The following is a 26172-nucleotide window of genomic DNA, read 5'->3' as shown; positions in this document are numbered from 1 at the left end:
TCGGTTTAAAAAAAATGACATAATGCACGATTGATTTTTTTGTTTTAAAAAAACGATGTCAAAGCTTATTTTATTGAGGTTTAAAACAAAAAGAGTAATTAAAAAATAATTAATTTTTAGTAATAATGCAGAATAAAGGACTTATTAAATTTTTCGCAATTCTATTTGCATTGGTAAGTATTTACCAACTTTCTTTCACATTTGTATCTAATAAGATTCAAAGTGATGCTAAATCTTTCGCTGGTGGAAACACTGAAAAAGAAGTAAAATATTTAGATTCCATAGGGAAAGAAAAAGTGTTTAATCTTGGGTTTACTGATTTTACCTATAATGAGGTTAAAGACAAACAAATTAATAAAGGTCTTGACTTAGAGGGAGGAATTAACGTAATTCTTCAAATTTCTGTTAAAGACATTTTGAAAGGATTATCAAATAATTCAAAAAATCCTGTTTTTAATAAGTCATTAGCTGATGCTACCAAAAATCAAAGAGGAAATCAAACCTATTTGGATGCTTTTTTTGAAGCTTTTGAAGCGAATGCTAATGGAACTACAAAGTTAGCCTCTCCTGAAATTTTTGCAAACAGAAGCTTACAAGGTGAAGGAGGAGTTGATTTTCAAATGACTGATGCGCAAGTTCAAAAAGTTATTAAAAGAAAAGTTAATGAATCTGTAGAAAGTGCTTTCGGTGTATTGAGAGAGCGTATAGATAAATTTGGAGTTACGCAACCAAACATTCAAAAAATAGGTGAGACTGGTAGAATTCTTGTTGAATTGCCAGGAGCAAAAGATGTAGATAGAATCAAAAGATTATTACAAGGAAAAGCAGAATTGCAATTCTGGGAGACTTATAAAATTGAGGAAATTGGTAATTTCTTAGTAGCTGCTAATGATGTTTTAAAGAAAACTGAAGTAACAAAAGTAGAAACTAAAAAAGTAGTAAAAGATACTTTAAGTGCCTTATTGACGGATGAAAAAGATTCTACAGCTACTAAAGCTGGAAAAAATCCTTTGTTCGATAAAATTATTGCTCAAGGTGGGGGACCTGTTTTAGGAATGTTCTCTCCAAAAGATACAGCTGTTATTAATGGTTATTTGAAAAGACCAGATGTTAAGATTTTATTGGCTGGTGAGCAGCGTTATGCAAAATTTGTTTGGGGTAAACCAACAACTATTGCTGATTTAAAAGCTAAAGATAAAAAAGTAGATGCAGTTGAATTATATGCATTGAAAGGAAACCGTAATGATGCCCCTTCTATGGCTGGTGGTGTAGTTACGGATGCTATGGATACTTTTGATCAAATGGGTAAACCTGCAGTTTCTATGCAAATGAATAGCAAAGGTGCTAAAGAATGGGAAGAATTAACAGGAAGAGCTTATACTTCAAAAGGATATATTGCTATTGTTTTAGATAATGTGGTTTATTCTGCTCCTGGAGTATCTAGTGGACCAATTGCTGGAGGTAGATCTGAAATTTCTGGTAATTTTGATATCACTGAAACTAAAGATTTAGCTAACGTTTTAAGAGCGGGTAAATTACCTGCATCTGCTGATATTGTTCAATCTGAAGTGGTAGGGCCATCTTTAGGTCAAGAGGCTATCGATAACGGTACAACATCTGCAATTGTTGGATTATTATTGGTTTCACTTTGGATGATGGTATATTATGGTAAAGCAGGTTGGTATGCTAACTTGGCTTTGGCAGTAAACTTATTGTTCTTGTTTGGAATTTTAGCTAGTTTGGGTGCGGTATTGACTTTGCCAGGTATTGCTGGTATTGTATTGACAATGGGTACTGCTGTAGATGCAAACATTATTATCTATGAAAGAGCCAAAGAAGAATTACGTGCCGGTAAAACATTAAATGAAGCAGTTATTGCTTCTTATAGCTGGAAAGGTGCAATGCGTTCTATCGTAGATGCTAACGTAACTCACATTTTGACTGGTGCGGTATTGTTTATTTTTGGATCAGGACCAATTAAAGGTTTTGCAACAACCTTGTTAATTGGTATTGTGACCTCTTTATTTACTTCGATTTTTATTGCTAGAATTTTTATTGATAGAAATATTGCAGGTAAAAATGATTTATCATTTGTTACTAGTTTCTCTAAAAATTTCTTTACTAATTTCCACTTTAATTTCTTAGGGATTAAAAAATGGTCTTATGTTTTTTCAGCTATTGTAACTGTAGTGTCTATTATTTCTATAGCAACAAATGGATTTGATCAAGGCGTAGATTTTGTTGGAGGTAGAACATTCCAAGTTCGTTTTGAAAAACCAGTACAAGCAGAAGAAGTTAAAGAAGAATTGACTAAAGTATTTGGAAGTGCTGAGGCTAAAGTGTTTGGTAATGACAATCAATTAAAAATTACAACCAAATACAAAGTTCAAGAAAGTGGTAGTGAAGTAGACGAAGAAGTAAACAAAATGTTGTATGAAAACTTGAAGAAACATTTTTCTGCAGGTGTAACTTATGACAAGTTTGTTAATGCTTATGATGGTAAAAATGTAGGTATTCTTCAAGCTTCAAAAGTTGGTCCAACTGTAGCTGAAGATATTAAAACCAATGCTTATTGGGCTGTTTTAGGTGCAATGATAATCGTAGGATTGTATTTGGTTATCAGTTTCAGAAAATGGCAATATAGTTTAGGAGCTCTTGCTGCTGTAGCGCATGACGTGATTTTTGTATTGGGTATTTATTCATTATGCTACAAATTCATGCCATTCGGAATGGAAATAGACCAACACTTTATTGCAGCAATCCTTACAGTTATTGGGTATTCTATGAACGATACAGTAATTGTATTTGATAGAGTTCGTGAATTCTTGGATGGTAAGACTAAAGGTAACTTTAGTGAAATAGTAAATAACTCTATTAACTCAACTATGTCAAGAACTATCAATACTTCATTGACGATGATTGTGGTGTTATTAATCATGTTCATCTTTGGTGGAGAGTCTATCAGAGGATTTATCTTTGCTATGTTGATTGGTATTATAGTAGGAACATATTCTTCACTATTTATCGCAACACCTGTGTTAGTTGATACTATTTCAATTGCAGATAAAAAATTAATTGAAGAAAGACATAACGAGAACAAATAAGTTATAGTCTGTTTATAACAAAGGGCGCATTGTATGATGCGCCCTTTTTTTGTTTAGCTATTTAGGTTTATAGTTGTGCTTATTAAAATAGAGATTTTTGATGAATTGCGTGAGGGATGGCAGTGGAGCTCTCCCGATTTTTCATCGGGAAGCGGGAACGTACAGCCCGACCCGGAATTTTTATGGAGGGGCACGCCCAAAAATAACTTTTGTTTATGTTTACTTTAAGTGTGATTTGTTAGATTTGTTTTTGATATTTATTTATCAAAAGGTCTATCAATTTAAGTTAATTTCTCAACTATGAAAAAAGTAATTTTAAGTACTATGATTATTTCTTCTTCTTTGCTTTCGTTTGGGCAATCCACGATAAAGTATCCTGCCACTAAAAAGATTGATAAAGTAGATGTGTATTTTGGTAATTCTATACCTGACCCTTACAGATGGTTGGAGGATGACCGTTCAGCCGAGACTGCCGAATGGGTAAAAGAACAAAACAAAGTTACCTTTGATTATTTAGCAGCGATTCCGTTTCGAAATACAATCAAAGCTCGTATGGAAAAACTTTGGAACTACGAAAAAGTCTCAGCACCTTTTAAAGAAGGAGACTATACGTACTATTATAAAAATAATGGATTGCAAAATCAATCGGTTATGTATAGAAAAGACGCTAAAGGAACTGAAGAGTTGTTTTTAGACCCAAATACTTTTTCTAAAGACGCTACAACTTCATTGGATGGTGTAAGTTTTTCTAAAGACGGTTCTTTAGTGGCCTATTCTATCTCAGAAGCGGGTAGTGATTGGAGAAAGGTAATTTTTATTGATGCTAAAACTAAAAAAAGTATCGGTGAACCTTTAGTGGATGTGAAATTTAGCGGTTTGTCTTGGAAAGGAAATGAAGGGATTTTTTATTCAAGTTATGAAAAACCAAAAGGAAGTGAACTATCAGCTAAAACAGACCAACACCGATTATTTTTTCACAAGCTTGGAACCAAACAATCAGATGATCCAATAATTTTTGGTGATCAAGAAAAGCGAAGATATGTCGGTGGCTATGTATCCGATGATAATCGATATTTGTTTATTTCTGCTGCCAATTCTACCTCAGGAAATGAATTGTACTTAAAAGATTTATCTATACCCAATAGCCCTATTGTGGCTATTCATAAAGGATTTGAGTATGATGTCGACGTTTTGGATAATGTTGGTACTACACTTTTTATAGTGACCAATTTGAAAGCACCTAACAAAAGAATAGTTACTGTTGATGTTGCAAATCCAGGTGTTGAAAATTGGAAGGATTTGATTCCTGAAACGGAGCAAGTATTGAATCCATCAACGGGTTCAGGGTATATTTTTGCTAATTATATGAAAGATGCTGTTTCTGTGGTGAAACAATTTGATTATAAAGGAAAATTAATTCGCACCATTGCCTTGCCAGGTGTTGGAACAGCTTCAGGTTTTGGTGGTAAAGCCAAAGATAGAGAGTTGTATTTCTCATTTACCAACTATGTTACTCCAGGTACTACCTATACTTTCTTCCCAGAAAGTGGTAAATCTTCGGTTTATGTTAAGCCTAAAGTTGATTTTGTTTCTGAAAATTATGAATCTAAACAAGTATTTTTTACTTCAAAAGACGGAACTAAAGTACCGATGATTATTACCCATAAGAAAGGATTGCAATTGAACGGAAAGAATCCAACTATTTTGTACGGTTATGGTGGATTTAATGTGAGTTTAACACCAAGTTTTAGTATTGCCAATGCGGTTTGGTTAGAAATGGGCGGAATTTATGCTGTTGCCAATATGCGTGGAGGTGGTGAATACGGTAAAAAATGGCACGATGCTGGTACCAAAATGCAAAAACAAAACGTATTTGATGATTTCATTGCAGCAGGTGAATATTTAATTGCTCAAAAATATACTTCTTCTGATTTCTTAGCCATTCGCGGTGGTTCTAACGGCGGATTATTGGTTGGCGCTGTGATGACACAAAGACCCGACTTGATGAAGGTAGCACTTCCTGCGGTTGGTGTTTTGGACATGTTACGTTATCATACATTTACTGCTGGTGCAGGTTGGGCGTATGATTATGGTACAGCTGAAGATTCTAAAGAAATGTTTGCCTATTTAAAAGGCTACTCGCCTGTGCATAATGTAAAATCAGGGGTAAAATATCCTGCTACATTAGTAACCACAGGAGATCATGATGATCGTGTAGTTCCGGCGCACAGTTTTAAGTTTGCGGCCGAATTGCAAGAAAAACAAACAGGTAGTAATCCTGTTTTAATTAGAATTGAGACCAATGCCGGACATGGTGCTGGAAAACCAGTTTCTAAAACCATTGAAGAAGCTGCCGATATTCAAGCGTTTACTTTGTTCAATATGGGATTTAAGTCCCTTCCTAAATAATACAAATTTTTAGTTTACTTTTGAAAGCATTCCTAGATTCATAGGAGTGCTTTTTTTGTTTAACCCAATCAAGCGCATGCGATTATTTATTTCTTTTTTATTCCTCCTTTGTAGTCATCTTATTTGGTGTCAATCGAGTAAGGATAGCTGGAAAGTAGGTTTTTCTTATGGAACTGGAAATGCATTTAAAAATGCGGATTATACATATACCAATTCCAGTTACAAAGTACTGTTTTATAAAAAATGGCGGACTTACAAGAAAATAGATTTTACTTTTTTCTTTGGTCCCGAATACAATCACGCCTCTCATCAATTGCTGAATTATTATTTTGTGAAGCCTGACACACCAAATTACGAGGCCAAACGAGACGCTTTTATGCAATTAAAAACCATTAATGAAGGTGTTTTGCATCTAGGAATGACGGTTCAGAAAAAGATTAGTAAGCGAAGTGCAATTTACGTTTTGGGAAGTATAAGTCCAATGCTTACGGATACAGAAACAGAACGCTTGTCAAAAGGATTTGCTTTTTGTGATATTCTAGCCCTAGGGTATACTTTAGATTTGAAGTATTTTGCATTAGATGTACGACCAAGTTTTCGACACACTTCCAATGCAGGTTTGAATGCATCCAACGCTGGTTTTAATACTAAAAATATAGAACTAGGAATTGTTTTTGCACTATAAAAAAAGCGCTACTAGAAAGTAACGCTTGATAAGTATATAACCAGAATGTTTTAAGCTTCTTTTTTGGCCCTAAAGACAAAGAATAAACCTATTACGATAAAAGGAATACTCAACCATTGTCCTGTAGAAAGAATGTTGCCAAGACTACTTTCAAAACCACCTTGACTTTCTTTTACCGACTCAACAATGATACGAACGGTAAATAAAAGTACTAGAAACAATCCGAACAAAAAGCCTGATTTCTTTCTCGCTTCTGTTTTCCAATACAAGAAAAACAAAATAGCAAAAACGAAGATATAGCAAAATGCCTCATACAACTGAGTTGGGTGTTTAGCAGGAACTTGAGCTAATAAATTGGCAAATTTAGGGTCTGTTGCAATCGCTGTATATGCTTCGTTTGGATTTGTGATTCCTGTTGCATTCACAGCATCTCTTGGACTAAATTGATCTCTCAAAAAGCGAATTCCAAAAGAAGAAGTGGTTTCTTTTCCGATAATTTCGGAATTGAAAAAGTTACCCAAACGTACAAAAATAGCGCCACTAGCCACAGGAATAACTACACGATCCAAAATCCATAATTGTGGGCGTTTCAATATGTTTTTGCTGTAGAAATACATAGCAATAATTATTGAAATAGCCGCACCATGACTGGCTAATCCTTGAAAACCAGTGAACTCAAATTTTGGTTCGAAACGGAAAGGAAGTACGATTTCAAGCAAGTGATTGCGGTAATATTCCCAATCATAAAATAAAACATGTCCTAAGCGAGCACCAAGTAAAGTGGCTAGAACAGTCCATATAAAAAGCGAATCCAATTTGTCTATCGATTCTCCTTCGCGTTCAAAAATATGTTTCATGATGTACCAACCCAATCCAAAAGCTACTACAAACATTAGACTGTAATATCGAATCATAAAAAAGCCTAAATCTAATCCTTCAGATGGATTCCAAACCAAGTTTAAAGCGTGTGTCATGTGTAATTTTTTTGTAAATATAAACTTTAAATGTAATCAAATTGAGAACGTTTAATTACTATTTGTGCGTGCATTTTTTTTCAGGAACAGGGTCGTAGCCTTTTCCTCCCCAAGGATGACAACTCAAAATGCGTTTCAAACCCAAATAAGTGCCAAACAAAAAGCCGTGTTTCTGCAATGCTTCTATCATATAGCTCGAGCAAGTGGGCTCGTACCTGCAAGCGGCTGGTGTAAAAGGGGAGATGGCTCCTTGATAAAAGCGTACCAAAAGAATTAATGGGTAGGTAAAAATTTTATTTAACATCATCTTTTGTTAGTCAATTAATCATTAGGAGCAGTAAACAAAGGTGTTTTTTCAGTAATCATAGTTCCCGCTGTCCGTTATATCTTTGCCTTTTTAAAGAAAAAAGGCGAAGGATGCCACTCCCATCGGGGCTAAAAGGATAGAATTTGTTTTTTTGGAAACTTTAAACTTCTAATTTCTAACCTCTAATTTCTGTTTTATAAACTAAAGGTAGTTCCTTCTTTCCCGTCCTTCAATTGAATACCCAAAGCCAATAATTGGTCTCTAATTTGGTCAGAAAGCGCAAAGTTTTTGTTTTCTCTGGCTTGCTTTCTCATTTCAATCAACAACTGAATGGTACCTTCTAGTTTATCGTTGCTGCTATCGGCAATTTTTTCATTTTCAAGACCCAAAACCTCAAACACAAAAGCTTCTATAGCAGTTGTAAATGTTGCCAAATCTTCTGCTGTTATAGTTTCTTTACCATCTTTGATAACATTAATATAACGAACGCCTTCAAATAAATGCGCAATCAAAATTGGTGTATTAAAATCGTCATTCATTGCGTCATAACACAATTGTTTCCAATCTTCAATAGAAACAGACGATTGAGCGCTTGTAGGTAAGTCTTTCAATAACGAAAGGGCTTCCATTAATCGTTTGTATCCTTTTTCGGCCGCCACTATAGCATCATCCGAAAAATCAAGAATACTTCTATAATGTGCCTGTAGCATAAAGAAACGAGTAACTGAAGCAGAGAAAGGTTTACTCAAAATAGTGTTGTCTCCAGTCAAAATTTCTCCTGGTAAAATATTATTCCCAGTCGATTTTGCCATTTTCTTACCATTCAAAGTAAGCATATTGGCATGCATCCAAAAATTCACAGGTGTGTGTCCTGTGCAAGCTTCATTTTGAGCGATTTCACATTCGTGATGTGGGAATTTCAAATCCATTCCGCCACCGTGAATATCAAAATGATTGCCTAAGTATTTGGTGCTCATTGCAGTGCATTCTAAATGCCAACCTGGGAATCCATCACTCCACGGCGAAGGCCAACGCATAATATGTTGCGGCTCTGCTTTTTTCCATAAAGCAAAATCTTGAGGATTTCGTTTGTCGGATTGACCGTCTAGGTCTCTAGTATTGGCCAGCATATCTTCGATATTTCTACCACTCAAGATACCATAATGATGATCTTCATTAAATTTTACCACATCAAAATAAATAGAACCATTGGCTTCATATGCAAAACCATTGTCTATTATTTTCTTTATAATTTCAATTTGCTCAATAATATGTCCAGTAGCCGTAGGTTCAATACTTGGAGGTAAAAAATTAAAAGCACTCAAAATACGGTGAAAATCAACCGTATAACGCTGTACTACCTCCATCGGTTCTAGTTGCTCTAATCTTGCTTTTTTAGCAATTTTATCTTCTCCTTCATCAACATCATCCACGATATGGCCTACATCGGTAATGTTACGCACATAACGAACTTTGTATTCCAAATGCAATAAATACCTGAATATTACATCAAACGACATAAAAGTTCTCACGTTCCCCAAGTGAACATTACTGTAAACTGTGGGACCACAAACATACATTCCTACATTTCCTTCGTGAACGGGTACAAATGGTTCTTTTTCTCCAGATAGAGAATTGTATATTTTTAGGGGTTGATGGTTGTATAAAGGCATTTCTTTTTGTTTAACAGTTTAACGGTTTAATGTTTAACGTTGAATTATTGATTACAAACTTGTGAATGGTGATTGCTTATTTGAAAAGTCAACAATCTGTTGTCTATCAATTAACTATTTAACCGATAGAACAACAAATCATAAACTCTTAGAATTTTGTTTCTAGTTTAATGTAATCCAAGAATTCTCTTTTGGTTTGAGCTTCTTTGAATTTTCCGCCAAATTCAGAGGTTACTGTACTACTTTCGATATCTTTAATTCCTCTAGAATTCACGCAAAGATGTTTGGCATCTATTACACAAGCTACATCTTCGGTTCCTAATGCTCTTTGAAGTTCTTGAACAATTTGCATCGTCAAACGCTCTTGTACTTGAGGTCTTTTTGCATAATATTCAACAATTCTATTCATTTTAGACAAGCCAATTACCGTTCCATTAGAAATGTAAGCCACGTGAGCTCTTCCTATAATGGGTAACAAATGATGTTCACAGGTAGAATACAAGGTGATGTTTTTTTCAACCAACATTTCACCATATTTGTAGTTATTGTCAAAGGTTGAGGCTTTTGGTTTTTTATTTGGATTTAAACCACCAAAAATTTCTTTTACGAACATTTTTGCTACACGATTTGGAGTACCTTTTAAGCTGTCGTCTGTTAAATCCATACCCAAAGTAAGCAACATATTCTCTACATCTTTCTTGATGCGCTCAATTTTTTCTTCATCCGAAATAGCAAAAGCATCTTCTCTTATCGGATTATTAGCGTTGGTACTAATATGATTATTTCCTATTTCGTCGTGGAATTCTTCGTTATTTGTCATTAAAAATTACTATTTGTTGGATGTGTTTTTTTCAAGGGGTAAAGATAAATAATAAATAGTAACAAATTCAATCGCTTGAGGGAATTAATTGCCTTGTTTTTCTTAATATTTAGGGCTTAATTTTAACAAAAAAAGACAATAACTCCTCTGAATTATTGTCTTTTTAGTATCTATTTTTATTTCTATGAACGTTGATTGTATTCTTGTATAGCTTCTTTTAGAATGTGAACCGCTTTAATGAGTTCTTCTTTACTTAAAACATAGGCAATACGAACTTGATTTAAGCCCACGCCTGGAGTTGAATAAAAACCAGCCGCGGGAGCTACCATAACCGTTTCTCCATTAAATTCATAGGTTTCTAAAAGCCATTGTGCAAAATCGTCGGCATTGTCTATAGGGAGTTGGGCGATACAGTAAAAAGCTGCTTTTGGACTTTTTACTACTACTCCATCTATTTTCTTAAGTTCATGGATTAAAATGTCTCTTCTTTCCTTATATTCAGCAATTACTTCGTCAAAATAACTTTTTGGCGTGTCTATAGCTGCTTCACAGGCAATTTGTTCAATAGTCGGAGGACACAAACGAGCTTGTGCAAATTTCATTGAAGCGGCAATAACTTCTTTGTTTTTGGTTACCAAGCAGCCTATTCTAGCGCCGCACATACTGTATCTTTTGGAAACTGAATCAATCATAATGACATTTTGTTCAATTCCTTTTAGGTTCATTACAGAGAAATGTTGGTCTCTTTCGTCGTAAATAAACTCGCGATATACTTCATCAGCAATAAGGAAAAGGTCATATTTTTTAACCAATGCACCAAGCTGATTGATTTCAGATTCGGAGTAGAGATAACCCGTTGGATTATTCGGGTTGCATATTAATATTGCCTTCGTTTTACTGGTAATAGCTTTTTCAAATTCTTCAATCGTTGGAAGGGTAAAACCACTTTCAATGTTTGAAATTACAGGAACAACTCGTGCGCTTGACTCAGCTGAAAAAGCACTGTAATTGGCATAAAAAGGTTCAGGGATAATTACTTCATCTTCGGGGTCCATAATGCTTCCTAAGGCAAAAAGTAAAGCTTCTGAACCTCCAGTTGTAATCATAATGTCTTCAGTCGCTACTGAAACATTTTGATTTTGATAAAATTTGGCTAATTTTTTTCTATAGCTTTCATAACCAGCAGATGGTCCATATTCAATAATATCTAGTTGTATATTTTTGATAGCTTCAATAGCGAGTTCGGGGCTTTTAATATCGGGTTGACCAATGTTTAAATGATAGACTTTACGTCCTTTTGATTTGGCCAAATCTGCAAAAGGGGCTAATTTTCGAATTGGCGATTCAGGCATTTTTTTACCTCTGATTGAAATACTAGGCATGTTTTTAATAATTTGGTGCAAAATTGCGATTTTTTTTCCAAATTAAATGTAAATTTAAGTCCTATTTGTTATCAAATTCTAACAAATATGTTGGATTTTTTGTAATATTACCGAAACCCTTTTTTAATGAGAGTATCTCTTTTTTTTCTATTATTTTTTCTAGGACAGTATACTAATCGAGCTCAAGAAGGATTTCAATTTTTGGGCAATCAAACTCATACCGAAATACCATTTCAGTTGATTAATAATCTGATTTTTATACCGATTACAGTTAACGGTGTTGAACTTAATTTTTTATTGGATACAGGAGTAGAAGAAACTTTGTTATTCAGTTTGGATGATAAAAAAGAGCTCAATTTATACAATATTGATAAAATTCAACTGCGAGGATTAGGAAGTGATGAGTCTATTGAGGGTTTGAAGTCTTCGAATAATTATATGTTCGTAAGAGGATTGGTTTCATCTAAGCAAAGTTTTTACATCATTTTAGACCAAAAGTTCAATCTCTCTTCACATATTGGGATTCCTGTAAATGGAATTATAGGAACACAATTTTTTAAAAATAATTTGGTTGAGATTGATTATTTGAAAAAAAAAATTACCGTCACAAAACCTAATTTTAAGTACCAGAAAAGATTGGATAAAAAATTTACTAGTTTTCCAATTTCAATTGAAAGAGCTAAACCTTACTTCAAGGTTCAGTTGAAAATGCAGGATACTTATGTTGAATCCAAAATGTTGATTGATATTGGTAACAGCGATGCAATATGGGTTTTTCAAAACTATACTGTGGGGATTACAGTGCCTAAGAAAAACTTTGATGATTTTTTAGGAAAAGGATTTAGTGGAGATATTGAAGGAAAAAGAGCCAAAATAAGCGAATTGAAAATGGGCGATTTTAAGTTTACTACTCCAATTGTTGCTTTTCCTGACTCGAGTTCGTTGAAGCATGTTAAAATGGTCGATAATAGAGTAGGTTCTATTGGTGCCGAAATCTTTAGGAGATTCAGAGTTGTTTTTGATTATGAAAGAGGGACGATATATCTTAAGAAAAACGGAAATTTCAAATCTCATTTTAAGTATAATAAAAGTGGTATTGAGATTGAGCAAAATGGTTTGAAATGGGTAGAAGATTACATAAAACTTGAAAACAATATTTTAGGTTCGAGTGATTTTGGTTCACAAGAATCAAATAAGTTAATTGTCAGAAACGATTATAAATACAAATTCGAGTTAAAACCCAATTATGTTATTGCTAATATCCGAAAAAAATCGGCTGCAGAAAAATGTGGTTTAAAAGTAGGAGATGAGATTGTGTCTATTGGAGGAACACCTGTTTATAAGTATACACTTCAAAAAATTAATAATCTTTTTATGGTGGAAGAGGACAAAAATATCACCATAGTAGTTCTAAGAGATAATAATAAATTAAAGTTCGCTTTCAAGTTAGAAAGCGAACTTTAATTGGGTTTATATAACTTCTCCTTTGATTTTTAAGGCAACTCTACCATTTTCTTGATTTACGGCATTAGTTTCAACAGTGATGGTTTTTCGGATTGGTCCTGGAGTCATATTGTATTTTACTTCTATTTTGCCATTTTGCCCCGGAGGAATTGCTGATGTGGGCTTGCTCAAAATAATACATTCTTTGGTAGATAGAATATTGATGATTTGTAGAGGAGCATCCCCAGTATTTTTAAATTCAAAGGTTCGAATCCCGTTGTCAGAATTTTTATTGATTTTGCCGTAATCAATTGTATTGTCTGGTGCCGAAAATTCAATTTTTGGTCCACTCTGGCTGTAAATCGATACAGAAAAGAGTAAAGCGGTTATTGCAATGATAAGATTTTTCATATAATTGGACTTTGTTTGGGTTGAGTAAATATAGTTTGTTTTAATTAGAGTACAAATTATTAATTCGCTTTTTATACTCTACTTTATTAATTACTTTTGCCAACGGTACACTTACAAATATCGAACCAAAACCATAAAGATTCATTGTTTACTTTCTTTGCGTTTGATATTCAATGCCTAAAATGTATAATTACTAATAAAACGTATCTATTATAAAATGAGTATTCCTGCACAATTTGACGCTAAAACTATTGAAACGAAATGGTATGACTATTGGATGAAAAACAAGTACTTTCATTCAATACCAGATCATAGAACTCCTTATACCATTGTAATACCACCTCCAAACGTGACTGGAGTTTTGCATATGGGGCATATGTTGAATAATACGATTCAAGATGTTTTAATTCGAAGAGCTCGTTTGAAAGGGTTTAATGCATGTTGGGTACCTGGTACAGACCACGCATCGATTGCTACTGAAGCTAAAGTAGTGGCTAAATTAAAATCGGAAGGAATTAATAAAGCCGATTTGACTCGTGAAGAATTTTTGAAACACGCCTACGATTGGACAGATAAATACGGTGGAACCATTTTAGAACAATTGAAACAGTTAGGTTGTTCTTGTGATTGGGACCGAACCAAATTTACAATGGATGAAGATATGTCGGCTTCTGTTATCAAATCTTTTGTGGATTTGTATAATAAAGGTATGATTTACCGTGGTTACCGAATGGTAAATTGGGATCCTGAAGCAAAAACTACATTATCTGATGAAGAGGTAATTTACGAAGAACAACAAGGGAAATTATTTTTTCTAAAATATAAAATTGAAGGAACAGAAGATTTCTTGACGGTAGCGACTACACGTCCTGAAACGATTTTTGGAGATACCGCTATTTGTATCAATCCAAATGATGAACGCTTTGCACATTTAAAAGGAAAGAAAGCGATTGTACCTATTTGTGGGCGTGTGATTCCAATTATCGAGGATGAGTATGTAGATGTGGAGTTTGGTACGGGTTGTTTGAAAGTGACACCAGCACACGATATGAATGACAAAACTTTGGGTGAGAAGCATAATTTAGAGATTGTTGATATTTTCAACGAAGATGCGACTTTGAATAGTTTTGGATTGCATTACCAAGGAAAAGATCGTTTTGTAGTTCGTGCCGAAATTGCTCAAGAATTAGAGTCCATTGGTGCTTTGGCTAAAACCGAAACTCATTTAAATAAAGTAGGAACTTCTGAAAGAACTAAGGCCGTAATCGAACCAAGATTATCTGACCAATGGTTCTTGAAAATGGATGATTTAGTAAAACCAGCCATTAAATCAGTTTTAGAAGACGGAGATATTAAATTGCATCCTTCTCGTTTTAACAATACGTATGCGCATTGGTTGAATAACATTCGCGATTGGAATATTTCTCGCCAATTGTGGTGGGGACAACAAATTCCAGCGTATTTCTATGGAGATGGGAAAGAAGATTTTGTAGTGGCTGAAAACATTGAAGAAGCTCTGCAATTAGCACAGCAAGCAACTAACAACAAACAATTAACCACAAACGATTTGAAACAGGACCCTGATGCTCTTGATACTTGGTTCTCATCTTGGTTATGGCCAATGTCTGTTTTTGGGGGTATAATGGATCCAGAAAATGAAGATTTTAAATACTATTATCCAACCAATGATTTGGTTACAGGACCAGATATTTTATTCTTTTGGGTAGCTAGAATGATTATTGCAGGATATGAATATGCTGGTGAAAAACCATTTACGAATGTGTATTTAACGGGATTGGTTCGTGATAAACAACGTCGCAAAATGTCGAAGTCTTTGGGGAATTCTCCAGAGCCTTTGGAATTAATTGAAAAGTTTGGTGCTGATGGTGTTCGTGTAGGATTGCTTTTGAGTGCCTCTGCTGGAAACGACATTATGTTTGACGAAGAATTATGCAATCAAGGAAAAGGTTTTTCTAATAAAATATGGAACGCTTTCAAATTGATCAAAGGTTGGGAAGTTTCTGAAACGATTCCACAACCCGAATCTTCAAAAGTTGCCATTGAATGGTATGAAGCCAAGTTGCAACAAGCCTTAGCTGAGATTGAAGACAATTTTGAAAAATATAGAATTTCAGATGCTTTGATGGGAATTTACAAATTGGTTTGGGATGATTTCTGTTCTTGGTTCTTAGAAATGATCAAACCTGCTTACCAACAACCAATTGATAAAGCTACGTTTGATAAAGCCATCGAAATGTTGGAAAACAATATGAAATTATTGCATCCGTTTATGCCTTTCTTGACAGAGGAAATTTGGCATTTAATCGCGGAAAGAACCAAAGAAGAGGCTTTAATTGTTTCGACTTGGCCAGAGATTAAGCCATTCAACGCTCAATTAATAGCTGATTTTGAAAATACAATCGAAGTAATTTCTGGAATTAGAACCATCCGTAAAGACAAGAATATTCCGTTTAAAGATACTATCGAATTGAAAGTGGTGAACAATGATAAAGCTTCTACGTATTTCGATGCAATAGTAACTAAATTGGGGAATATAACTTCATTAGCATACGTTTCAGAAAAAGTGGATGGCGCCTTGTCTTTCCGTGTAAAATCAAACGAATATTTTATTCCAATCACTGGAAATATTGATGTAGCAGCCGAAATTGCTAAGCTGACGGAAGAATTAAATTACACCAAAGGCTTTTTGAAATCCGTTCAAGGGAAATTAGCTAACGAAAAATTTGTGGCTGGTGCACCTGAGAAAGTAATTGAAATGGAACGCAAAAAAGAAGCGGATGCTTTAGCTAAAATTGCTACGATTGAGCAAAGTTTAGCGGGATTGCAATAATTGCTACAAAGTATAAAACAAAAAACCAATGTTGCGATCAACATTGGTTTTTTTATGGATTAATAATTATGGATTACAATCTGTATTTCAAGATCGCCATTACTTGAGTTGGCGCAATTGGGTTTACACTATAATTTTCGTGTACGGTGTAGTTCAACTCGTTGGTGATGTTGGAAACTTTGCATAACAATGAGATTTTTTTCCAATCATATCCTACAGAAACATCAACGGTAGTGTATCCTTTTAATGGGATGTCACGGTCTTCAATGGTTATGGTATACGTTTTTGGATTGGTTGTAGGCTTGTTTTCTGTCCAAACATAACGGTCATTCCAACCACCAATTCGGTCGCCTATATAATTAGCAACACCACCAATTGTAATTCCTTTGAAAAACCCCTCTGGAATTTTGTAAAACACACTAAAGTTGGCAGTATGTTTTGGTGTTCTAACCAATAAGTCTCCTTCTACCAAACTACCACTAGTTCCCGAGGTTTTGGTGATTTTAGTTTCATTAAAGCTATAACCTGCCAAGATGTTTAAGCCTTTAATTGGATTGGCATTGACATCTATTTCAATCCCTTTTCCTCTAGTACCTCCCACTAATTCTTTTAAATTAGTATTAACATTCGGAGTAACTCCATCAGCTGCAAAAGGAGCTGTTTGTGCTAAATTATTGTTGTCAATAATGTAAGCAGTGATATTTGTGGTAATTAATCCTTTCATAAAATCTTTTTTGATTCCTACTTCATATTGGTCAATAATAGATGGCTCAAGTGGTTTTAAATCTACTGTAGTTCCTGTATTTGTTGTAAATGAGTTAGAGTAACTGGCGAATAAACTTGTAGTTTTATTAGGTTGAATAACAATCCCACCTTTTGGAGAAAAAGCAGTGTTTATTATTTTGCTACCATCTACAGCCTCGGCATTTTCAAAGGAAGTTGTAATTGTATTTACATTATTTATTTTTTCTATGGTTTCTTTTGTGGTTGTGATATAGTTTTCTTGCCACGACCAACGAATACCAGCTAATACTTTAATATAATCATTTATTGAAATTAAATCTTGTGCATATACTCCAAAACGTAGTGTGTTTGTTGTAGCGAGTTGTGTAATTCTACTACTAAAAGGTACGTCTCTACTTTGCGTAGCATAGTTGTAATTTAAAATATTAATTGCTGTAGCTTCCGTTGTTATTAAATCTGCAGGTTTTGAAGGGTTAAAGAATCCAAAGGTATAATTTGGTGCCATAGAATCTTCGAAATCAGCACCAGTAAAAATTTGGTGTTTGATTTTTCCGGTTTTAAAAATTCCTTGTAGACTCAATTGATTACCAAAAATATATTCAGAAGCGTCTAAACGAGTTAGCCCGCGTTTCCAGTTTACTTCTTTTACTCCTGCTGCATTTGTAGTGTATGCTAAACCAGACATTTGAGCTGTAGATAGTTGCGTTCTTCTATAGGCTTGATAAGAACTATTTAGATTCAACTTCCAATTGCTATTAAAATCGTGGTGCAATTGAACCGATGCACTTGAGGATTTGGTGTTTCCGTTAGACCATAAAGCTCCAAAATATTGGTTTCTTGGTAAATCTAATATTTCTTTTCCAACTATCCCTGTACCAAAGTCAGGGGTCCAATCAGCGCTTAAATAATCTCCTTGAAGTGTAATTTGTGTTTTTTCGGATAATAAAAATAAGAATGAAGGATTGAAATAAATTCTATCATTGGTTACAAAGTCTCTAAAACTTTCTGATTTTTCATATGAACCATTAAAACGATAGGCTATGGATTGATTCAAAGGACCATACACATCAAAGGCAGGTTTGTAATAGTTGTAGCTTCCCATTTGGATTGAAAATTCTCCTCCGTCAGTAAATTTTGGCGTTTTGGTAACCAAATTTAAAATTCCTCCTGGAGCAACATTTCCATATAGAAGGGCTGAACCTCCTTTAAGAAATTCTACTTTTTCTAAACCTGAAACTTCCGGAATTGAACCTGCATTATATCGAAAGCCATTTTTAAACATATTATTAGCCGACATATCGTAACCTCTAGACCAGAATGATTCTTGCGCGCCACCACGTGCAGAACCTACATAAACTCCGTTTGCGTTTTTAATTACATCACTCAATCGAATAGCTTGTTGTTGTTCGATGATTTGTGCGCCAATAACCTGAACGGTTTGTGGATTGTCCATTGGTTTTAAACCAGAACGTATGGCGGATACTGGCTGTCTTTGTTTATGTGCTTTGACAATAACTTCATTTAAAACAGCACCTTTTTTATTTTTTACGGTATCAATTTCAAAATCGAAGGATTCTATAGTTGATTTTTTATCGTTTGCAGCAGCGCTTGCTTGATGATTATCTTGGGCAAAACTTCCGAAGTAGGCTAAAAGTAGAGCGGGGAGGAGTATATATTTCATTTTGTTTATTTGGAATAATTAAAAATAACGATGCAAATATAAAACCCTCTTTTGAAACCACAAAGCTTATTTAGATTAAATATTAATAAAAATAACAAATAATTTAAAAGTGTTTGTTTGTCAGTAATTTGGAATACTTTTTTTAGGAGTGATGCGTGACCCAAAAAGTCTTATTGTGCCAATTTTATAGAAGAAAGTCACTTTTTAAGGTGTATTGAAAGCAAAAAGGACTACAGTTTAGCCTTCAATTTCTTTTTGAAGTTTTTGGACCGAATCACTTTTCCGTTATCTGTAATCATGACGCAGCTGTAGTCTGGGAATTTTTCGAGCAAAAGCAATCCTTGTTGTTGTCCTAAAACCATAAGTGAGGTACTCAAACCATTTGCGGTTTCGGCGTTGGGACCAAAAACGCTCACACTACACAAACCCGTCACAGGATAACCCGTCGCGGGATTAATGATGTGCGAATAGCGTTTGCCATCAAAAATGACAAATTTTTCATAACTCCCAGAAGTGGTAACGGCTTCTTGCCTTAAGGGAACGATTGCCATAATTTTTTCGGGTCGAAAAGGGTTCGTAATGCCAATATTCCAAGGTTTGCCATTAGGCTGTGTTCCCCACGTACTCATATCGCCAGAGCCATTAATTATTCCAGCGGGAATGCCTTTGGCCAGCATCATATCCCGACATTTATCGGTTGCGTAGCCTTCGCCCAAAGCGCCAAAACCAATTTTCATTCCTTTTACTTTCAAGAAAATGGTCGATTGAACAGAGTCTAAAATAATGTTTTGATAGCCCACTTTTTCAACCGATTTTTTAATGGCTTCTGCCGTTGGCATCTCGGTCATCGACCCGTCAAATTTCCAAATCCTATCCATAGCCGCAAAGCTAATGTCAAACGCACCTTTGGTAATCCTAGAAAACTCAAGCGCTCTTTGGGTCAATTCAAATACTTCTTTGTCTACTTTTACAGGGCGAATACCTGCATTTTGATTCACTTCCGAAATTTGAGAAGTGGGTTTCCAGTCCGAAATCAAATGCTCAATACGAGTGATTTCGGCAACAACAGCATCGATGTTTTCTTTTGCCGTGGCCGAATCTTGAGCTACAATCGTAATGTCAAAACGCCCACCCATAAGCAAAGTCGTTTTTTTTCGTAACACCTGACTGTGACACGAAACACTCCAAACGAATAGCAATAGGAAAAGATTTTGGGTTGACATAACGTATGTTGTATAATGTAAATATATTGATTTTGGGCGTGCCCCTCCCGAAAAAGGTCGGGTCGGGCTGTACGTTCCCGCTTCCCGATGAAAAATCGGGAGAGCTCCACTGCCATCCCTCACGCAAGCGTTCCTAAAGAAAACGAGTTGTTCACCATTAGAATTATAGCAAAAAAGGGACGATGTAAAGCTCTACAAACTCTGATAGATGCTCTAGTTTTTTGTATTACGAACTATTTACTGATTTGTATTCCTGCAAGGTCTTTTTTTTGACCTTGTAGGTATTTGAATTTAACAAATATACCTACAAGGTTTTGAAAACCTTGCAGGAAATTGTTGTATCACGATTAATCTTTAAGTTGCTTCTCTGGCTCCTTTTGAGAGGGTCGGGATGAGGCTTTCTAATAACAATCCGTCAAAATTTGCCCTTTGGCTTTATAATCTGAGACGCTTGTATCGGATTCCTCTAAAAGGGTTTCAAGCACTTTTTCTACATCTTTTTGCATCGCCAAAGAGCCACAAATCATAATAACGCCATTTTCATTCAACAGCAATTTGAAAAAAGCGGCATCACGCTCTATCAACTCTGTCACACGATAGCCGTTAGGTATTCTGGATAAGGCCAAATTAAAGCTTTGGAGCTTTTGTTGGTCCATCATTTCTTGCGCGAGTTTTGTATAACTGCCTACGCTTTTTGTCTCGGTTCTAAAACCGCAATACAAATGCGTTTCCGTTTTGGGCGTCGATTCTTGAATCATTCCTAAGAACGGCGCAATTCCAGTTCCATTAGAAATTAAGGCAACTTTGTTCGCTTGTTTCGGGAAGTGAAAAGCAGTATTCGTTATTACTCGGGCTTTTATTTTTACCCCTATTTCAAGTTGGTTCAAATAACCCGAACCTAATCCGTATTCGTGTAATTTGACCACCAATTGTAGTTTTCCGTCGTGTTTACCGATGGAGTATAAACGCTCTCTACTATCGTTAGCAGGATAAATAGCCAACAAATCTCCCGATTGGAATTTGGTCCACCTAGGGGTTCTGAAGCTCACCAAAAAAGTGTCTTCGTCTGTGGATACTTGTGTTTTTGCAACTACTTCAAAAGTTTGTAATCCTTTTGGAATGGCATTGTAAAGCGATGGAGTTGTGGCAAGCGGTAAGGAAGTTGCGGAATTCCATAGCTGAATCCAAGCCACAAATTCTTCTGTTGATTTGTCGTTTATGGTATGTAACGGCACTATGGTTTCGCTCCAATTTTGTTTTGCTAATGCAGCTTCGACAGCATAAGCAAAACCACAAAAATCCGCATAGGATTTAGACCCAAAACCAATAATTGCGGTTTTGATTTTTTGTTTTTGTTCCCTTTTACTCAGTAATTCAATGAATTGATTCGCATTAGATGGAGCATCGCCCATACCGTGAGTTGCGGCAAAAACAAGTAATTGTTCTGCTTTTGGAAATAATGTATAAGAATTCATTTCGGCGAGATACGCTTTTTTGCCAAGAGCAATAAATTGTTGTTGTACTGCATTGGCAAATCGCAAGGTACTTCCGTTTTCGGAACCTACGAGGAGAATGATTTCGCTGTCTTTGGCCTTGAACTTGTTTTTGATGCGACTGGCTCTGCGTCGCAACGTCATCGCAAATCCAGAATAAATAAAGAACAACAGATTGATACTAGCCAAACCAAGAATTACAGCCCATAAAATGCTGGTTCTTCCAGTGTGTAAATCGAGACTTAGGTCTTTCAATTGTGTGGTGGTTGCTGTTGGTTTTTCGGTAACTACAGCTCCAGTTATTTGATGTACTTCTATTTCTTTATCTTTTAGATGAATGATAAAGTATTCTTCAGGATCATCCGAAAAAGGAAATTCTATTTTGGTGACATCAGCCAAAAGCGTGGTGTTGAAAAAAGATGTTTTTTGTTTTTTGGACGAAGGCTGGGCTACCGTTTCGGTTGTTGAAGCATCGTTTTCTATAAAAAAATGAAATTTTTCTAGCGTAAGATAAGCCCCAGTAAGAGCAATGATGAGTATAGGCAACAGCGCTAATCTTCCAGTAATGATGTGATAATATTGGGCGAAGTTTTCTTTTACAACTTTTGAAAATACACTTCGAATGCTTCTTTGACGATTAATGATTAACGCCAAGCCAGAAAGCGCAATGAGCGCCAATAAAAATGAAATAAAACCAACGATAAATCGTCCGGTTTCCTTTAAAAACAAAGAGCGATGCAAAGCCGTAGTCCATTGAATGAATTCGCTTTTTGGGGTTGGTTTCCCTAGAATTTTACCATTGGTTGGATCCACATAGGCATTTACGTCATTACCTTCTTGATCTATTCCTTCAAGTAAAACAAACTGATTGTGATCCACGCTCACTGCTGTTATTTCAGGATAGGTTTTTCGTAAAACAGGAAGCGTTTCTGACAACGTTATTTTATCGAAAGTACTAACTTGGTAAGAAGGGATCTTTTCTTGAATGGCATCTACCGCTAGAATGGTCCCCGTAACGGCTGCTAGGACTAAAAAAAGAGAAGAGAAAATCGCCAGAACCAAATGTGCGTAGCGCCAAAAGGAAAGAGTCATAGAAAAAGGACTTTTAGTTTTTATGATGTACAAATTGAAAAAAACGAAGTCAAATAAGACAAAGGTTGTGTTTCCTCAATCTTAAATGACTTTGCCTATTTTTTACAAGATGTTTTAGATTTTATTGAATCGAACGTAGCGGATATATCCTTTGCCATCTGTTTTGGCAGCCAATCCTTCTGTGGTTAATGGGATTTCGGCATCGGCAACATAATATTTATTGTCCTCTACAGCACTTTCAAAACGGAGTTTGTAGCCTTTGTTGATTTTGGCATCTTCTATCTCGATAGTGGTAATACTGCGGTCTCCACCAGTTACAGAAGCTCCAGTTTTGGCACTAATGTTTTCTTGTTTTTTTGATTGGAATTTATGCCACTCTTTGATGGTTTTGTACCATTTTTTATCATCACCCATTACGTAAAGTGTTTTCTCATATTCTCCTTTTGGATTGATTAACGACACTACAATATAGGCGCCTTCCCCTACATAGTTAGACATTTGCAACATACATTTGTATTTGCTTGTTTGAGCAGTCGCTTGAAAAGATAAAAAACTGATAAGGGTAAGTAAGCTTATTTTTAAGAATGATTTCATTATGAGGATAAATTATGAATTTTAAGTGATGTGATTTGAGTTATGAGTTTTGAATTATGTAGGCTATTCACTAGTTACTAAGGACTAATCACTAAGAACTAGCTCAACTATTTCAAAAACTCTAAATCGACGTTCTTTTTGGTTAATGTTTCGTTTTCTTTAGCCAATGTGTATGGGGTTTCGTCAAATTCTGTTTTAGCATCTTTTTGTGCCCCAATAGAGATTAAATACTTTAAAATAGCATCATCTTTTGCAATCATCGCCGCTTTGTGTAAAGCCGTCAAGCCATCATTGTTTTTGGCGTTGCTATCTATTTTTAAATCGGCTATTTTTTTGAGCAAATTTAAATCGTTTTTAATAACCGCCAAATGATACAGTGTGTTTCCATCTTTTTGAGGTGTAGAGAGCACAAAGCCTTTGTCTTGTAAGATCTTTATTTTAGCTTCAAAAGGATCTTGTTTTGGCGTGTTGGATGCTTCAGGACCACGTCCGCCGCCTGTTTGAGGACGATACGATTGAATCAAATAGTAGCCTAAATTGTTACCATCTTTATCGGTTACAGCTATATCAGCCTTATGATTTAAAAGTTGCGTGATTGCTTCTGGTGTTCCTGATTTAACAGCAAAAGTTAAGGCACTCTCTTTTTTTGAGTTTTGCGCATTAATGTTTTTAGTTACCGCTATTAATTGTTCCAAAGTAGCAGTTTCACGACCAGCAGCTGCAAGCATCAATGGTGTGTTTCCTTCTTTGTCAGCTTGGTTAGCATCTACACCTTTAGAAAGGAAATAAGTTATGATTTCTGTTTGATTGGGTTTATTTGCTAAAAAGTGAAGTACTGTTTCACCAGATTTACTGCTAGTAGTAGGTTTAATTTTTAATTCTTCCACCAAGTATTTGTAAGTTTCAAGTGTGCTTGATTCTCTTCGTGTGCCTTGAGCGGCAAAAAGAAGCGCATTGTTAGTGTATTTTACTCCTTTTGCTAAAAGGGTTTTCAAGAAACCAACATTGCCAGTTTTTGCAGCATAATCAAATGCTGTATTGCCGTTGTTATCTACATCTTTTAGCGATAAGCCTTTTGTAGCTAAATAATCACTTAAAGTTAAGTTTTTATCCGTTGCAATGGTCATAAGTTGCAGGTTAATCCCGTCTTTGTATTTTTTCTTTGGATCAATGCCAGCTTTGAAAAAAGCCTCGTATAATTTTGGATTCGATTGTCCACCAATGGCTGCAAAAGTAAGTGGTGTTTCTCCTTTACTGTCTTCCAAATTGATGTCAGAACCTTTAGCGATTAAGTATTCTATAATTTCTACATTCCCTTTGTTAGCTGCCCAATGCAGGTAGATTCGGTTGTCGTGGGTCAGTTTGTTTACATCGTTTCCGGGTTGTTCCAATAAGAATTTAATGGTAGCAACTGGCGCATCATTATTGATAGCCATTACGGTTACATCAAAAGCATTGGGTGTTGCCGCAGATGGGTTGTTGCCTTTTTCGATTTCGGCTTTTACAGTAGCCACATCTGGCAAAGTTTTCCAAAAGGATTGGTCGAGTAAGCTATTTTTTTGTTGGGCACTGCACCAAACAGTTGTAAAAAGAGATAGGGTTAAGAATATATTCTTCATATTTTGAAATGGATTAAAATATTTTCATTTATTTAGAATAAATAAAAATAATACAAATGTAAGTATTAAAACTAATTTTCCAATAGCTTTTGTATTTGTAAGACTGAAAAAAGTAAAAAAGGTTTAATGCGTTTGGATAATTAAATAAAAAAACCTCAGTAAAAACCGAGGTTATAGTATTGATGTTGAATTATTTCGTTTTTTTAAGCGTATAGGTTTCTGAAGTAACTTTTCCAGCTTGTTTTCCAGAGATTTTTGCAATTAATGTATTGGCGTCGGCTAATTTGTAATTGATTTTTTGTGGGTAATTGTGTTTTGGGTTTTCGAATACTAAGTTTTTTTCTGTACTAGAGGTTAGGGGAAACGATACGGCTTCGTCATTGTTTTCTCCTATTACAGTAGCTTTGTAGATGAGGTTTTCATCTTTTTGTTGCAACACAATGGTTTCGTTGTGCAAAGTGTCTTTTCCTTTTATAAAATAAGAAGTCCCTTCAAAAGTGCTGTCGTTTACAGCTTTCCATGTTTCCTGTAAAATTCCTTGTTCAGATTGCTGGGTCCAAGTACCCAAAAGCCATTGCGAAGCTTTGATTTTTTCATTTTTGTTCGCGTTGTTGTTACAGGACGCAAGTGCTACAAAGACCAATAAAAGTGTCGTTTTTTGAAACATGATGCAAGTTTTTTGTTTGGATTGAAAGCGCTAATTTATGAAAAAGGAAGGAAAGTAGTGGAATAAATTGGTGGGATAAAATAAGGAGAAGTCTTTTTGTTTTGTTCAAAAAAGAAGTCAGTTTTATTCTATACATATTCCCGTAAAAACTCAGGAGACTTTTGTCACATTTATGGTTTGCAACATCGTTTAAAACGGCACGAAGTCTGAGACATTCGCGCCGCACACACAAGAAATTTATTCATACATAAGAACACTTCGGACAGCTGGTGTAGATGTTAGCAGCTGTTTTTTAGATTATCCAACCCACAATTGATGCTCATAAACAATTTGCCATTTTCCATTCTTTTTTTCTAAATATACAGCTTGCCCCGAGCCACAATCTCCAAAACACACGTTTACAATTTCTAGGTAAGCTTTAGCGTTGTCTGAAGAAAATATTGGAAAGGTTAAATACACGAATTCAGAACTTTTATTCGCTTTGCGTTTATCTTTTTGTTCTTTAAATGTTGTCAAGTTGATTTTTTTCTGAAAAGTATTTTCAATCACATATGTTTTCACACTTTCGTTTTGATTCAAAAGGTATAAAGAATCTTTTTCAGGAATAAACTTATTGTCTAAGCGATAATAAAATAAATCTTCTAGATATATACCCTTTTCTGGTTTAGGCGGTCTTTTGTTATTTGTCATTTTTAATCTATAAACTTTCAGTTTATTTAGTTCTTTAGACAAAGGTATAGGCAATGAATCGCTCCTCAAGATATTCAAGCTTTCGTCCATAATAACACATTCAATAACTTTTGCGATATCAGAATTTTGTTCAATAATAATATTTTTGCTGTTGTTTTTACAGCTTAAAATGAAAAACAAAAACAATAACATTAATGCTTTGTAATTTCTCATAAAGAGGATAGTTGTTTAAAATTGCTGCTAACGTTCACGCGCTACATGAGGTTTGGGATTAAAGATGCGAGTTCTTTCGGTTAAACACAAATTTTCC

18 protein-coding genes are annotated in these 26172 nt (G+C 35.1%); 5 read left to right on the top strand and 13 right to left on the bottom strand.

Features of this window, described 5'->3' with window-relative positions:
• Positions 1-125: 125 nt before the first annotated feature.
• The 3 genes from secDF (at position 126) to ACZ1AQ_RS04220 (ending at position 6198) form a co-directional block, all read left to right on the top strand.
• Entirely contained in the window at positions 126-3104 is a 2979-nt protein-coding gene (gene secDF, locus ACZ1AQ_RS04230; RefSeq protein ID WP_489631699.1) for a protein translocase subunit SecDF, read from the top strand.
• Between the two features lie 300 nt (positions 3105-3404).
• Positions 3405-5513 (top strand): prolyl oligopeptidase family serine peptidase, encoded by a 2109-nt coding sequence (locus tag ACZ1AQ_RS04225; RefSeq protein ID WP_489631698.1) that lies wholly within the window; start codon positions 3405-3407, stop codon positions 5511-5513.
• Positions 5514-5589: 76 nt separating this feature from the next.
• A complete protein-coding gene (locus ACZ1AQ_RS04220; protein ID WP_489631697.1) occupies positions 5590-6198 on the top strand; it encodes an acyloxyacyl hydrolase in 609 nt (202 codons plus the stop codon).
• 50 nt (positions 6199-6248) lie between these two features.
• Here the strand turns inward: ACZ1AQ_RS04220 and lgt are convergent, their stop codons facing one another.
• From lgt to ACZ1AQ_RS04195, 5 genes are all read right to left on the bottom strand, one after another.
• Positions 6249-7172 carry a prolipoprotein diacylglyceryl transferase gene (lgt, locus tag ACZ1AQ_RS04215; protein WP_489631696.1) on the bottom strand — a complete coding sequence of 308 codons (924 nt, stop codon included), beginning with the start codon at positions 7170-7172 and terminating at the stop codon, positions 6249-6251.
• Between the two features lie 58 nt (positions 7173-7230).
• Positions 7231-7476, bottom strand: coding sequence for a membrane protein insertion efficiency factor YidD (gene yidD, locus ACZ1AQ_RS04210; RefSeq protein ID WP_159690806.1), 246 nt, complete (start codon positions 7474-7476; stop codon positions 7231-7233).
• A 197-nt stretch (positions 7477-7673) separates the two neighbouring features.
• Positions 7674-9152 (bottom strand): cysteine--tRNA ligase, encoded by a 1479-nt coding sequence (gene cysS, locus ACZ1AQ_RS04205; RefSeq protein WP_489631695.1) that lies wholly within the window; start codon positions 9150-9152, stop codon positions 7674-7676.
• Between the two features lie 148 nt (positions 9153-9300).
• The gene (gene folE, locus ACZ1AQ_RS04200; RefSeq protein ID WP_489631694.1) at positions 9301-9972 is read right to left on the bottom strand and encodes a GTP cyclohydrolase I FolE; all 672 of its coding nucleotides are present in this window, start codon (positions 9970-9972) and stop codon (positions 9301-9303) included.
• A 182-nt stretch (positions 9973-10154) separates the two neighbouring features.
• Positions 10155-11354: a pyridoxal phosphate-dependent aminotransferase gene (locus ACZ1AQ_RS04195; protein WP_489631693.1), complete on the bottom strand. Its 1200-nt coding sequence runs from the start codon at positions 11352-11354 to the stop codon at positions 10155-10157.
• Positions 11355-11480: 126 nt separating this feature from the next.
• Here ACZ1AQ_RS04195 and ACZ1AQ_RS04190 point away from each other — a divergent pair, with 126 nt between their 5' ends.
• Positions 11481-12818 carry a retropepsin-like aspartic protease gene (locus ACZ1AQ_RS04190; protein WP_489631692.1) on the top strand — a complete coding sequence of 446 codons (1338 nt, stop codon included), beginning with the start codon at positions 11481-11483 and terminating at the stop codon, positions 12816-12818.
• Positions 12819-12824: 6 nt separating this feature from the next.
• On the opposite strand, the gene ACZ1AQ_RS04185 is transcribed toward ACZ1AQ_RS04190, so the two are convergent.
• On the bottom strand, positions 12825-13208 hold the full coding sequence (locus ACZ1AQ_RS04185; RefSeq protein WP_489631691.1) for a DUF1573 domain-containing protein: 384 nt from the start codon (positions 13206-13208) through the stop codon (positions 12825-12827).
• 217 nt (positions 13209-13425) lie between these two features.
• On the opposite strand from ACZ1AQ_RS04185, the gene ACZ1AQ_RS04180 reads away from it, so the two are divergent.
• Positions 13426-16059 (top strand): valine--tRNA ligase, encoded by a 2634-nt coding sequence (locus ACZ1AQ_RS04180; RefSeq protein ID WP_489631690.1) that lies wholly within the window; start codon positions 13426-13428, stop codon positions 16057-16059.
• A gap of 73 nt (positions 16060-16132) precedes the next feature.
• Here ACZ1AQ_RS04180 and ACZ1AQ_RS04175 read toward each other — a convergent pair whose 3' ends face one another.
• From ACZ1AQ_RS04175 to ACZ1AQ_RS04145, 7 genes are all read right to left on the bottom strand, one after another.
• Positions 16133-18484 (bottom strand): TonB-dependent siderophore receptor, encoded by a 2352-nt coding sequence (locus tag ACZ1AQ_RS04175; RefSeq protein WP_489631689.1) that lies wholly within the window; start codon positions 18482-18484, stop codon positions 16133-16135.
• Between the two features lie 230 nt (positions 18485-18714).
• Positions 18715-19707, bottom strand: a complete 993-nt coding sequence (locus ACZ1AQ_RS04170) for an FAD:protein FMN transferase (RefSeq protein WP_489631688.1) — start codon at positions 19705-19707, stop codon at positions 18715-18717.
• 401 nt (positions 19708-20108) lie between these two features.
• Entirely contained in the window at positions 20109-22292 is a 2184-nt protein-coding gene (locus ACZ1AQ_RS04165) for a PepSY domain-containing protein (protein WP_489631687.1), read from the bottom strand.
• A gap of 114 nt (positions 22293-22406) precedes the next feature.
• Positions 22407-22886 (bottom strand): DUF2271 domain-containing protein, encoded by a 480-nt coding sequence (locus tag ACZ1AQ_RS04160; RefSeq protein ID WP_315171575.1) that lies wholly within the window; start codon positions 22884-22886, stop codon positions 22407-22409.
• A 107-nt stretch (positions 22887-22993) separates the two neighbouring features.
• Positions 22994-24505, bottom strand: coding sequence for an ankyrin repeat domain-containing protein (locus ACZ1AQ_RS04155; protein ID WP_489631686.1), 1512 nt, complete (start codon positions 24503-24505; stop codon positions 22994-22996).
• A 190-nt stretch (positions 24506-24695) separates the two neighbouring features.
• Positions 24696-25172 carry a DUF6265 family protein gene (locus ACZ1AQ_RS04150; protein ID WP_489631685.1) on the bottom strand — a complete coding sequence of 159 codons (477 nt, stop codon included), beginning with the start codon at positions 25170-25172 and terminating at the stop codon, positions 24696-24698.
• Between the two features lie 297 nt (positions 25173-25469).
• A complete protein-coding gene (locus ACZ1AQ_RS04145) occupies positions 25470-26075 on the bottom strand; it encodes a hypothetical protein (RefSeq protein ID WP_489631684.1) in 606 nt (201 codons plus the stop codon).
• Between the last annotated feature and the right edge of the window lie 97 nt (positions 26076-26172).

The organism is Flavobacterium sp. UM26, assembly GCF_057922445.1.
Note: the sequence above shows the minus strand (reverse complement) of the source record. Positions and strands in the feature narration are given on the sequence as shown.

What these genes read in the sequence shown, in the direction of transcription:
- secDF (WP_489631699.1), top strand. Translation starts at nt 126, where the DNA reads ATGCAGAATAAAGGACTTATTAAATTTTTCGCAATTCTATTTGCATTG.
- ACZ1AQ_RS04225 (WP_489631698.1), top strand. Translation starts at nt 3,405, where the DNA reads ATGAAAAAAGTAATTTTAAGTACTATGATTATTTCTTCTTCTTTGCTT.
- ACZ1AQ_RS04220 (WP_489631697.1), top strand. Translation starts at nt 5,590, where the DNA reads ATGCGATTATTTATTTCTTTTTTATTCCTCCTTTGTAGTCATCTTATT.
- lgt (WP_489631696.1), bottom strand. Translation starts at nt 7,172, where the DNA reads ATGACACACGCTTTAAACTTGGTTTGGAATCCATCTGAAGGATTAGAT.
- yidD (WP_159690806.1), bottom strand. Translation starts at nt 7,476, where the DNA reads ATGTTAAATAAAATTTTTACCTACCCATTAATTCTTTTGGTACGCTTT.
- cysS (WP_489631695.1), bottom strand. Translation starts at nt 9,152, where the DNA reads ATGCCTTTATACAACCATCAACCCCTAAAAATATACAATTCTCTATCT.
- folE (WP_489631694.1), bottom strand. Translation starts at nt 9,972, where the DNA reads ATGACAAATAACGAAGAATTCCACGACGAAATAGGAAATAATCATATT.
- ACZ1AQ_RS04195 (WP_489631693.1), bottom strand. Translation starts at nt 11,354, where the DNA reads ATGCCTAGTATTTCAATCAGAGGTAAAAAAATGCCTGAATCGCCAATT.
- ACZ1AQ_RS04190 (WP_489631692.1), top strand. Translation starts at nt 11,481, where the DNA reads ATGAGAGTATCTCTTTTTTTTCTATTATTTTTTCTAGGACAGTATACT.
- ACZ1AQ_RS04185 (WP_489631691.1), bottom strand. Translation starts at nt 13,208, where the DNA reads ATGAAAAATCTTATCATTGCAATAACCGCTTTACTCTTTTCTGTATCG.
- ACZ1AQ_RS04180 (WP_489631690.1), top strand. Translation starts at nt 13,426, where the DNA reads ATGAGTATTCCTGCACAATTTGACGCTAAAACTATTGAAACGAAATGG.
- ACZ1AQ_RS04175 (WP_489631689.1), bottom strand. Translation starts at nt 18,484, where the DNA reads ATGAAATATATACTCCTCCCCGCTCTACTTTTAGCCTACTTCGGAAGT.
- ACZ1AQ_RS04170 (WP_489631688.1), bottom strand. Translation starts at nt 19,707, where the DNA reads ATGTCAACCCAAAATCTTTTCCTATTGCTATTCGTTTGGAGTGTTTCG.
- ACZ1AQ_RS04165 (WP_489631687.1), bottom strand. Translation starts at nt 22,292, where the DNA reads ATGACTCTTTCCTTTTGGCGCTACGCACATTTGGTTCTGGCGATTTTC.
- ACZ1AQ_RS04160 (WP_315171575.1), bottom strand. Translation starts at nt 22,886, where the DNA reads ATGAAATCATTCTTAAAAATAAGCTTACTTACCCTTATCAGTTTTTTA.
- ACZ1AQ_RS04155 (WP_489631686.1), bottom strand. Translation starts at nt 24,505, where the DNA reads ATGAAGAATATATTCTTAACCCTATCTCTTTTTACAACTGTTTGGTGC.
- ACZ1AQ_RS04150 (WP_489631685.1), bottom strand. Translation starts at nt 25,172, where the DNA reads ATGTTTCAAAAAACGACACTTTTATTGGTCTTTGTAGCACTTGCGTCC.
- ACZ1AQ_RS04145 (WP_489631684.1), bottom strand. Translation starts at nt 26,075, where the DNA reads ATGAGAAATTACAAAGCATTAATGTTATTGTTTTTGTTTTTCATTTTA.